This window comes from Microcystis sp. M113S1 (genome assembly GCF_020246945.1).
GTDB lineage: Bacteria > Cyanobacteriota > Cyanobacteriia > Cyanobacteriales > Microcystaceae > Microcystis.
On record NZ_JADBSA010000219.1, the window covers coordinates 1 to 10,204 of the forward strand.

Consider the following 10,204-nt stretch of genomic DNA (forward strand, 5'->3'; position numbering starts at 1 on the left):
AGGGAATAGTAAACATTGCCTAAATTACCGTAGGATTTCCCTTCACCCCCCCGATCACCGATTTCCCGTTTGATTGCTAAGGACTGTTGATGAAACTCGATCGCTTTTTGGTATTCTCCTAGGGAATTGTAAACATTGCCTAAATTATTGTAGGAAGTCGCTTCACCCCCCCGATCACCGATTCTCTGAAAGATTGCTAAGGACTGTTGATAAAACTCGATCGCTTTTTGGTATTCTCCTAGGGAATAGTAAACATTGCCTAAATTATTGTAGGATTTCCCTTCACCCCCCCGATCACCGATTTCCCGTGTGATTGCTAAGGACTGTTGATCAAACTCGATCGCTTTTTGGTATTCTCCTAGGGATTTGTAAACATTGCCTAAACTGGTGAGGGATGCGGTATATTTCCAGTGGGTTTGATCTTCCTGTTGTTGGTAAACAGTGACTAATTGCAGGTAATAATCGGCTAAGATATGATAATAGCCTCCCAGGGTAAGAAAATCCTCGATAGGACGGAGAATATCAAAAGCATTGTCGTAGTCGGTTAACTGATAGCGATGATAGAAAATTTCTAGGTAAGGTTGCACATCGTTGAGGGTTTCCCACGAGTCGGGTTTAGCAATAGAAAGATAATAGGCGATCGCTTTTTGGTGTAATTCCCTTTGATCGCCGGCTTTGTATTGTGCATATTCCCAAACTAAAGGCTGAAAACTAAAAATTCGCTGGCGATTTTCCTCTTTTTCTTCTAATAATGATCGTCGCTGCAATTCTCGCAGATCTGCCGTGATCTCGGATAGTGCGATCTCGGGGTAATTATCCATCACTGCTTTAGCTGCCGGAGAATCAAATTCTCGACGATAAATGCTGGTTTTAGTGAATAATTCCTGCTGTCTTTGGCTAAGTCGCTGAAAACTAGCATCCAAAACTAAAGCAATTCCCACTGTCTCTTGACGATGGCTACCCATCACCTGCGGATCGCTCAAAAGTTGTGATAAATTTCCTAATCCCAAATCCGCTAACCTTTCTAAACTGGGGTTTTGCGGAAATTCTGCTAAGAGCAAATCCGCCACCAATCGCAATAGTAATGGATGCCCATCCACCCGTCGAGAAAAGTTCTCTATATCCCCTGTTATTTGCGATTCTGCTAACAATTGCGCCCCTTCAGGTGGTTTCAAACCTTTTAGCTCAATCCAATGGTTAAAACCCCTAGTTTTTGGCTTTTCTCTGGTGGTGACTATAATTTTGCTGGTGTCCCCTTTTTCTATCCAAGCGGTGAAAAACTGCTGATAAAATTCATTATTCCAAGAACCATCTTCCCCTAATAAACTCTCTAGATTATCGATAATAATTAGGTGGCGATGCCGTTGCAATTGCCTGATTAAAGCTTCCTGTAATTGTGTCTCTTTTTCGGGGACGGGATAACCAAATTCCCTCAGGACTTGGCGAGCTAAACCACTAAATCCGCCCGGATTTCCCGCTTCCCACCAAAAGCGTTTTGGGAATAAATCTTCATCGTCCTCTAGGGAAGGAGCGAGGGTAATTTTCTCCTCAAAAATTTTACTAGCTAGGGTAGATTTACCAATTCCCCCAACTCCTTTGATGCCAATCATCGCAACATTTTTATTATTAAACCACTGCTTAATTTGGGTGATTTCCTCCTCTCTTCCCTGCCAATGGACGAGCCTTTTTCGAGCATCTCCTCCCCTGAAAATACTCCTTTGACTACTGCGATTATTTTCTATTGCGTCTGCTTTTGCGTGCAGATCCGCCAGTCATTCAGGAGGGATTCCTAGATTTAAATCACCCTTAACTTCTTGAATGTTCAATTGTTGTTTAATATCTTTGTTAATTTGCGTACCAATTTGAGTTTTCGTTTCTGTTTGATTCTGATTAATTGTAATAATTTGTTGTGCTAGGGTTTGGATTTCTTGGGCAAAATTGGGGTCTTTGAGCATTTCTACCTGTAAAAAAGGAACCACTTGTTGTTCAATCATTGCCTCGGATTTGGTTTGTTCTGCTGCCGCTAAAACCTTGGCTGCGGTGGGTTCCTTTTGTAACTTTTGCTTAATTTTTTGCCACAATTCTACACCTTTATCCATTGCTCCTTCCGTTAATTTACCGATAACAGCTTCAAAGGCGATTTTAGCGATTTCGGCGGCGGCTAATTCTGCTAACATAATCATCAATTGCGAGAATTTTTCGCCATTCTAGCACAACTATTTTTTTTAGGGTAAAATTGGTTCTCCTATCCCAATTGTCTCGTTCCAACTAGCTCTTGTAGCTCTTGTAGGTTGGATTGACAGAAAAAGTCCAACTGGGAGTTTTAGCTTCATTCCAATTTGTGCGGACTGTATGCAGGTGTTACCTGCTGTCATACCCAGCAAGTAAGCCTATTCGTTGAGTTGAAGAGTAAAATAGGGGAAGTCTTAATCCTATAATTATTTTGGGAATTGTGGCTGGAATCTTTTCGATAAACACTTAATTGTGGAGGTTAGATCAAATGTCAAAATTACTTGAACGAATCACAGTAAATCCCAAACAGTGTGGTGGTCGCCCCTGTATTCGTGGCATGAGAATTCGCGTGTCTGATGTTTTAGATCTATTTGCAGCAGGGCTGAGTGCTGAACAAATTTTGGAAGAACTACCAGATCTAGAAATGGATGACTTAAAAGCATCGCTTACCTACGCTTCATGTAAACTCAATCACCCTGTTTTAATTGCTTGACCAAGGATAGCGATTTCGTAGATTTAGTTGAACGTTGGCAAGCACCCCCACAAATCATTTGGTTAACTTGTGGAAATACATCGAATGCTCGGTTGCGTGAAATTCTCAGCTTGACTTTACTTGATGCGTTAGATCTGTTGAGGTCTGGTGAAAAATTAGTGGAGATTAGTGGGGGTTAATACGGCAGTAATCTTGTACTGAATTTTAACTGCGTTTTCCTATCACTGCATAGAAGGGATCAGCAACCATAATTCCTAACATTTGCAGGAAACTGGGGGTAGTAGCAGGACGAACGATCGCCTGTACTTCCCTAAATCCCGCCACCGATTGAAAATAGGATTTCACTAACGCCACCCGGCCTAAATCACTATTATCGCGCCAAGCAGCGATCGCTTTTTGATAAAACATTCGATTGGAAAAACTGACCACCACCAGACCATGGGGCCTTAAAATGCGATACAGTTCCGCAAAAATCGCCTCTGGATACTGCAAATACTGCACCGACACCGTGATTAACACCGCATCAAAAGAACTATCCTCTAGGGGCAATTTTGGCTGTGCATTGAGGTCTTGGATAAAATAACTATCTAAGCGAGGATTTTTGGCTAACTCCTCCCCATTCATCCCGTGACCTTCGATATGCTCAAATTCCATCTCCTCCGGTAAATGGGACACCCAGCTACTCATCAGGTCTAAAAGGCGCGTATTCGGCGATAATATCTCTCGGTAGAGAGCGGTTAATTGATCGATAAAACCCTGATCCACGTGGGTGACAAAGCGGGGAAAAGCATAAAAATCGCTGTCTTGAGTCGGATCGAGTTTAGTTCTTTCTTGGGGTCGGAGCATTTTTGTCAAGTTAATTTTACTATTCTTAACATACCCCACAGACAGAAAAAAGGGTTAACCGAACTGGTCAACCCCTAGGCTTGGGAACGCGCTGTAAATATTAGCTTTGAACGACTAGCTTAACGTTAGCGTTTTGCAGACCGCGCTGTTTCACTTCGGATAGGGTTTTGTTCACAGCGTATTTTTGGTTGATCGAGTTGATCAATTCGGTTTGATTGTGTTTTTTGGCTACACCCCAGAGGTCAGCGATTAAATCGAAACTGCCGTCGGTATTGCGAGACCAACCGAGATCATATTCGCCATCGAGAACAGCAACGATGTCAGAGCGAACCCGTTGACCGTTGTAACCACGAACATCGGCTTCGGTTTTCACGCTAATGCCGAGGTCGCGGAGAGAAGCTTTGAGGATTTCGGCATCGGTGATTTTGGTCCGGAGAGTGCTAAAATGAGACATTGGAATTTCCTCTTTGTAGATAAGAATTAACAACAACAGATTGAGAGTTAAAGAGTGCCGCCAAGCGGCTTTTCGAGGCATTGCTAGTCCCTGAGAACTAGCCTTTCATCCCGTTGGGAGCGGGCGAAAGTCTGTTAGAACTCCAATCGCTGGTACTCAGCGACGGAGGCCGAAGCAGGTCGGGCGCGTTGTCTGGCCCAATCACGCAGGGCAGTCACCTGTTCGGTCATGGTGCGAGATAGGGGCAGAGTCGCCTTAATCGCCGCAATAATGTCCAATTGCGTGAATTCGCGATCTTGGGCGAAGGCCTCATACATGGCGGCAATCAGCGCCTGTTCTATTTCCGCACCGGAAAACCCATCGGATACCTTGGCTAACTGCTCCAAATCGAAGCGAGAAATGTCGGAGCGTCGTTTAGTCAGGTGAATATTAAAGATATCTTGTCTTTCTTCGGAATTGGGCAAATCCACAAAGAAGATTTCATCGAAGCGCCCTTTGCGGAGGAATTCCCCCGGTAGCCGTTCAATCCGGTTAGCTGTGGCCATAACGAAGACGGGCGAGGTTTTTTCCTGCATCCAAGTCAGGAAGGAGCCGAAGATGCGGCTAGAGGTTCCCCCATCGGAATCGGCGGATCCTGTGCCACCGGCAAAAGCTTTATCTAATTCATCGATGAAAAGAATGGCCGGAGAGATGGATTCGGCAGTTTTTAAGGCATTACGCAGGTTAGCCTCAGACCGTCCCACCATGGAACCATCATAAACCCGTCCCATATCTAAGCGCAGGAGCGGTAAACCCCAGAGGCGCGAGGTGGTTTTAGCGATTAAGGACTTACCACAGCCCGGTACTCCTAAAATTAGCATCCCTTTCGGTTGGGGGAGTCCGTAGCTTCTGGCTCTTTCTGTAAAGGCGTTCGATCGCTGTTTTAACCATTTTTTTAATTCTTCCAGACCACCGACGGCGTTGATGGTCTCGTCCTCTTCAACGTATTCTAAAATTCCGTTGCGGCGAATCAGTTGTTTTTTCTCGGAAAGGACGATTTCTACCTCGTCTTCCGTCAATTTGTTCGCTTTTACATGGGCTTTGCGGTAAACTTTTTCGGCTTCATCTTTGGTTAAGCCCAAGGCCGCTTTCAGGAGTTTTTCCCGGACTTCCGTGGTGGTACGACGATTTTGATTTTTGCTCAGGTGTTGGGAAAGAACTTCGTCTAATTCCCCCATGTCCGGCAGGGGAAAATCTAGAACTACTACGTCTTTCTCTAGTTCTATGGGGACTTCTTGCAGGGGAGACATTAAAACAATGATTTTCTCAGTTCCTTTAAAGCTGGCGATCGCATCTCTTAACCAGCGAGTCACCGGAGCGGAAGTGATGAACGGATGCAGGTCTTTGAAAATGTAGATGCCCGCTTCCCGTTGACGCACTACCCATTCGATCGCCGCTTCTGGCGACACGGTATTATGTTGATTGGTTTGGCGCGGTTGACCCTGTTCGATCATGCCGTGGGTGACAGTCCAGACAAACACCCGTCGATGTTGTGTATTTAGTTGGGCTATTTTGCTGATGGCTTCTTCCGCCCTTTCCTCCTCGGAGGTGACGAGGTAAATCAGGGGATACTGAGCCTTGACGAGAATTTCTAGCTCTTCTTTCATAACATCGACCCTATTTGTGGTAACGGTTTAGACCTTGGTCGGCTGATGGCGGCGGCTGCCTTGTTCGGCTACCGAGAGTTTAGCAGGTAACTAAGGCTGCTTCTCCCTCGGCGGTTCCTTGAGCACCAACGGGTTCGGGAACTTCGAGCGGGAACTCGTCGCCGACTATTCCGGGCTGGCGTTTGATTGACCTTAGCCGATCTTCTTTCATCACTAAGGCGGCATCACACTCGGGACAGACATGAACCTGATAGGTTTTGCCATAGGCGGCGGCTTCGATTTCTTCTACCTTTTCGGGGTATTTTAGGTAGAAAGCGATCGCTTTTTCCACCAGCCCTGACATCGATTCTTCATCGATCGCAGCTCTTATTTTTAGTTGACGATGGACTCCAGGGGGAAGGTACAGTGTGACTTTTTGCTTGTCTTGCATATCACTAAATTGGTTTACCCGGGTATGTGTCCCTACTATAACCACTGTCTTTCCCTCCTGTCAAGATGGTAAGCTGTTATGACAGCATAATTGTAACATTTCTTTACAATTGGTGGGAAAGTGGGGTGTGGGGAAGTGGGGTGGTGGGGTGATGGGGAAGTGGGGGGATGGAAAAGTGGGGTGATAGGGAAGTGGGGAAATTGAACTAAAACCCTAAAACCCTAAAACCCCAAAACCCCAAAACCCTAAAACTCCAAAACCCTAAAACCCTAAAACCCCAAAACCCCAAAACCCTAAAACTCCAAAACCCTAAAACCCTAAAACCCTAATTACTATTGATGCGACTTAAAAAAGCTTGTAGGCGCTCGCTGTGGGGATGATTAAAGAAGGTGTCGGGATCAGCTGCTTCTTCGATGACACCTTGATTGAAGAACAAAACCTTGTTAGAGACTTCCTTAGCGAACTGCATTTCGTGGGTGACGACCACCATAGTCATACCCTCATCGGCCAATTGACGCATAACGTTTAACACTTCCCCGACCAATTCCGGATCCAGGGCCGAAGTGGGTTCATCAAATAAAATCACCTCTGGTTTCATGCAGAGACTGCGTGCGATCGCCACCCGTTGTTTTTGTCCTCCCGATAACTGGTCAGGATAAACATCGGCTTTTGGGGCCAATCCCACCTTTTCCAGATAATGAATTGCCGTATCTTTAGCCTCATTTTCCGAGTGGTGTAACACTTGCTTGGGGGCCAACATCAAGTTTTGTAAAACGGTGAGATGGGGAAAAAGATTAAAGTGTTGAAACACCATACTTACCCGGCTGCGTAACTTGCGGAGGACCGATTGATTTAACTTCGGGGAAGAGATGTCAATCCCCATCACCTCCAAGCGGCCGCCGTTAATTGTTTCCAAACGATTGAGACAGCGTAAAAAGGTACTTTTGCCGCAGCCAGAGGGACCGATTACCGATACCACATCCCCTTGATAAAGAGTGCCTGTAACTCCTTTAAGTACCTCTAAAGGGCCGTAACTTTTGCGTAAACCTTCACTGACAATCACAGGGGTAGTAGTGGTCATGATATCCTCTCGTAAAAAATTTTACATTCTGTATAAAGGTATCGAGATTAGTTTCTGCCAGATTGTATCCTTGACGACATTTTATCAAAGGTAATAATCATAATACTCAAATAGTCTCTCTACATCTGCCTTAAGTGAGAAGTAGGTCAGAGTTTATAGCTTAATTGAGCAAAAAAATCAAGGAGTAAAACTTAAAAAATGATTAAATTTTGGCGAGGGCGGGCGGTGCAGAGAGGGATCTTTGCCTTGTTAGGATTCGTCTTGGCGATCGGATTAAGTGTTATTCCCGCTTTTTCTCAGACTCCTCCTAATCCTTTTCGAGTCGCCACAGAAGCGACTTTTCCGCCCTTTGAATTTCAACAAGGGGGACAATTAACCGGGTTTGATATCGATTTAATGCGGGCGATTGGCAAGGAAGCCGATCTCAACATTGACTTTAGAAATTTACCCTTTGATGGCATTATTCCGGCTCTACAAGCGAGAACAGTGGAAGCCGCTATTAGTGGCATGACCATCACCGCCGAACGCGCCCAAGCGATTTCTTTTTCTCGACCTTATTTTAGGGCTGGTTTAGCGATCGCTGTTCGGGAAGATAATCGGACGATTAAAAATTTTGAAGACTTAAAAGGCAAAAGAATTGCCGTTCAAATTGGCACTACGGGAGCCTTAGAAGCGACAAAAATACCGGGAGCAACAGTTAGTCAATTTGACTCGGCGGCTTTAGCTTTGCAGGAATTAATTAATGGTCGAGTCGAGGCGGTAGTTAACGATAAACCCGTGACTTTGTATGCAATTAAACAAGCGGGTTTACGGGGAGTAAAAGTGGTCGGAGAATTATTAACGGAAGAATTCTATGGCATTGCTTTACCCAAAAATTCCCCCTATCTCCAATTAATTAATGATGCTCTCGGTCGAGTCATAGAAAGTGGTCAGTACGATGCTATTTTTCGGCAATGGTTTGGAGAAAAACCGCCAGAATTACCTTTAGTTGCCCCAGCTTTAAAGAATTTCCAGGAATCGAGTTTTAACTGGGGAGAATTATTCTATAACCTGATTTTTAAAGGGGTTCCCTGGACAATTTTGTTAACGGTTCTGTCTTTTCTGTTCGGGTTAATCGGCGGAACTTTAGTGGCTATTGCCCTGATTTCTCCCTACAAATGGTTAAAAATAATTTGCCGCATCTATGTGGATTTCTTTCGGGGAACACCCATGCTGGTGCAATTATTCTTGATCTATTTTGGTTTGCCCGGGTTGTTCCGAGAAATTGGCTTAAATATCGACTTAGATCGTTTACCGGCGGCCTTATTTGCCCTAAGTTTAAATGTGGCGGCCTATTTAGCTGAAATTATGCGCGGCGGTATTCAATCGATCGATAATGGTCAATGGGAAGCTTGTTCTAGTTTAGGAATGTCCCCGATGCAAACCATGCGCGAGGTGATTTTTCCCCAAGCGTTTCGCCGGATGTTGCCACCGTTGGGGAATGAATTTATCACCCTAATTAAAGATACCAGTTTAGCGGCAGTAATCGGTTTTGAAGAATTATTCCGGCAAGGTCAATTAATGGTAGCCACTACCTATAAAGCTTTCGAGATTTATATCGCTGTTGCTGTAGTTTATTTGGTTTTAACTACCCTTTCCTCTGTGGTATTTAAGCGCTTAGAGATTTATATGGATCCCCTACATAAATCTAAACAGGAACAGAAAGCCTAAGATAGCGATCGAGATGAAAAGTTTTCGGGTATGAATTAGCTTTGATACCCGATTTTTTTGACGATGATCGATATTTCAAGCATTAAACTATAGCAAATCGGGCAAAGGACAGTTAGGGTAGAAAGAAAGAAGTTTTATAGTTGCACACGGGGTTAGAGATAGCAGGGGAATTTACCAGAATGTAGCGCACAAGTCCTAGTTTTTATCAAATACTGGCAACCAACTCTTGAAAAGCTAAAAATATGCCTAGAAATCACCACCGAACTCTTGAGGCAGCGAGCGCAGTATATCCGGCCCCAAAGTTGTCTTACCAGTTTGTACTAACCAACGTTCCAAGTTACGATTGGCATCGATAAACTTCTGGGATGAATTGACTAATTTAGGGCTTTTAAGGGGTAAAAATGGCCCACTGGACCGGTTCCGCGACCGATAGCGAGGGAATGATCGAGGGCGTTAGTAACGTAATCCTTGGCTTTTTTCACCGCTATTTTCAGGTCATCACCCAAAGCGAGGTTAGCGGCGATCGCTGCCGATAGGGTACAACCAGTCCCGTGAGTATTATTGGTTTCGACGCTTCTGGTCTTAAAAGTTTCCCATTCTTCACCATCAAAGTAGATATCAACCCCACGCAGCCGGCCTTTCATGCCGCCACCTTTCACTAATACGGGTGTGGCCGACTTCTGGAAAATAATTTCGGCGGCCGCTTTCATCGCCTCAAAATTATTGATCTCAATGCCACTTAAAAGCTGTGCTTCGTAACGATTAGGGGTAATAATCGAAGCCAGAGGAATTAAACTATCAAAAAGACTATCTACAGCCCGATCATCAATTAATTTGGCTCCCACCCGCGAAACCATAACCGGATCCACCACTAAACTGGTCAAACGCCAGCGCTCGATCGCCTCGGTCACTGCTTCAATAATCTCGCTGCTAAACAGCATTCCCGTCTTGACCGCTGACACACCGATATCCCTGACCACGGCATCGATTTGGGCCGTCACCATTTCTGGACTTAAGGACTCGACGCGCTCGACCCCCAGGGTATTTTGGGCGGTAACGCAGGTAAGGGCGCTGGTGCCGTGAACTCGGTGGAAGGCGAAGGTTTTCAAATCAGCTTGAATTCCCGCGCCGCCACCACTATCGGAACCGGCGATGGTGAGGGCAATGGCAGTCATCGAAAAACTGGGTCTGAAACCCCGCCCTTTAGCGATAGCGGAGGGCGGCTTTATATGAATTAGTGAGAAACAATTAAACCGTTAGAACGACGAATTAACTGAATCTTGCTAACAGCTATCTGTCCCAATCGTGTCCA

At 45.0% G+C, this 10,204-nt stretch carries 11 protein-coding genes; 3 read left to right on the top strand and 8 right to left on the bottom strand.

Annotation, left to right across the window (positions count from 1 at the left end; genetic code table 11):
• Together IM319_RS11080 and IM319_RS11085 are read right to left on the bottom strand one after the other, a co-directional pair.
• Positions 1 to 1,610: tetratricopeptide repeat protein (locus tag IM319_RS11080; protein ID WP_287735619.1), on the bottom strand; the 1,610-nt coding region annotated here is incomplete at its 3' end.
• 162 nt (positions 1,611 to 1,772) lie between these two features.
• Positions 1,773 to 2,177 (bottom strand): hypothetical protein, encoded by a 405-nt coding sequence (locus IM319_RS11085; protein WP_286825405.1) that lies wholly within the window; start codon positions 2,175 to 2,177, stop codon positions 1,773 to 1,775.
• 323 nt (positions 2,178 to 2,500) lie between these two features.
• Between IM319_RS11085 and IM319_RS11090 the strand changes: the two genes are divergently transcribed.
• The gene (locus IM319_RS11090; RefSeq protein ID WP_286825406.1) at positions 2,501 to 2,725 is read left to right on the top strand and encodes a DUF433 domain-containing protein; all 225 of its coding nucleotides are present in this window, start codon (positions 2,501 to 2,503) and stop codon (positions 2,723 to 2,725) included.
• A complete protein-coding gene (locus IM319_RS22505) occupies positions 2,722 to 2,904 on the top strand; it encodes a DUF5615 family PIN-like protein (protein WP_353857196.1) in 183 nt (60 codons plus the stop codon). Before IM319_RS11090 ends, IM319_RS22505 begins: the two co-directional genes overlap by 4 nt.
• A gap of 25 nt (positions 2,905 to 2,929) precedes the next feature.
• On the opposite strand, the gene IM319_RS11095 is transcribed toward IM319_RS22505, so the two are convergent.
• The 5 genes from IM319_RS11095 to IM319_RS11115 form a co-directional block, all read right to left on the bottom strand.
• A complete protein-coding gene (locus IM319_RS11095) occupies positions 2,930 to 3,571 on the bottom strand; it encodes a class I SAM-dependent methyltransferase (protein WP_287735623.1) in 642 nt (213 codons plus the stop codon).
• Between the two features lie 100 nt (positions 3,572 to 3,671).
• Positions 3,672 to 4,025 (bottom strand): DUF1257 domain-containing protein, encoded by a 354-nt coding sequence (locus tag IM319_RS11100; RefSeq protein ID WP_002731874.1) that lies wholly within the window; start codon positions 4,023 to 4,025, stop codon positions 3,672 to 3,674.
• Between the two features lie 134 nt (positions 4,026 to 4,159).
• A complete protein-coding gene (locus IM319_RS11105) occupies positions 4,160 to 5,671 on the bottom strand; it encodes an AAA family ATPase (RefSeq protein WP_287735625.1) in 1,512 nt (503 codons plus the stop codon).
• Between the two features lie 79 nt (positions 5,672 to 5,750).
• Positions 5,751 to 6,101: a hypothetical protein gene (locus tag IM319_RS11110; protein ID WP_425185065.1), complete on the bottom strand. Its 351-nt coding sequence runs from the start codon at positions 6,099 to 6,101 to the stop codon at positions 5,751 to 5,753.
• Positions 6,102 to 6,426: 325 nt separating this feature from the next.
• A complete protein-coding gene (locus IM319_RS11115) occupies positions 6,427 to 7,182 on the bottom strand; it encodes an amino acid ABC transporter ATP-binding protein (RefSeq protein WP_286824666.1) in 756 nt (251 codons plus the stop codon).
• Between the two features lie 198 nt (positions 7,183 to 7,380).
• Here IM319_RS11115 and IM319_RS11120 point away from each other — a divergent pair, with 198 nt between their 5' ends.
• A complete protein-coding gene (locus tag IM319_RS11120) occupies positions 7,381 to 8,892 on the top strand; it encodes an ABC transporter permease subunit (protein WP_287735627.1) in 1,512 nt (503 codons plus the stop codon).
• Positions 8,893 to 9,266: 374 nt separating this feature from the next.
• Here IM319_RS11120 and thiD read toward each other — a convergent pair whose 3' ends face one another.
• Positions 9,267 to 10,067: a bifunctional hydroxymethylpyrimidine kinase/phosphomethylpyrimidine kinase gene (thiD, locus tag IM319_RS11125; protein WP_287674236.1), complete on the bottom strand. Its 801-nt coding sequence runs from the start codon at positions 10,065 to 10,067 to the stop codon at positions 9,267 to 9,269.
• Positions 10,068 to 10,204 lie beyond the last annotated feature (137 nt).

Bases quoted from the DNA above. Each gene is read 5' to 3' on its own strand.
- IM319_RS11090 (WP_286825406.1), top strand. From the start codon at position 2,501: ATGTCAAAATTACTTGAACGAATCACAGTAAATCCCAAACAGTGTGGT.
- thiD (WP_287674236.1), bottom strand. From the start codon at position 10,067: ATGACTGCCATTGCCCTCACCATCGCCGGTTCCGATAGTGGTGGCGGC.
- IM319_RS11105 (WP_287735625.1), bottom strand. From the start codon at position 5,671: ATGAAAGAAGAGCTAGAAATTCTCGTCAAGGCTCAGTATCCCCTGATT.
- IM319_RS11095 (WP_287735623.1), bottom strand. From the start codon at position 3,571: ATGCTCCGACCCCAAGAAAGAACTAAACTCGATCCGACTCAAGACAGC.
- IM319_RS11110 (WP_425185065.1), bottom strand. From the start codon at position 6,101: ATGCAAGACAAGCAAAAAGTCACACTGTACCTTCCCCCTGGAGTCCAT.
- IM319_RS11100 (WP_002731874.1), bottom strand. From the start codon at position 4,025: ATGTCTCATTTTAGCACTCTCCGGACCAAAATCACCGATGCCGAAATC.
- IM319_RS11085 (WP_286825405.1), bottom strand. From the start codon at position 2,177: ATGTTAGCAGAATTAGCCGCCGCCGAAATCGCTAAAATCGCCTTTGAA.
- IM319_RS11120 (WP_287735627.1), top strand. From the start codon at position 7,381: ATGATTAAATTTTGGCGAGGGCGGGCGGTGCAGAGAGGGATCTTTGCC.
- IM319_RS11115 (WP_286824666.1), bottom strand. From the start codon at position 7,182: ATGACCACTACTACCCCTGTGATTGTCAGTGAAGGTTTACGCAAAAGT.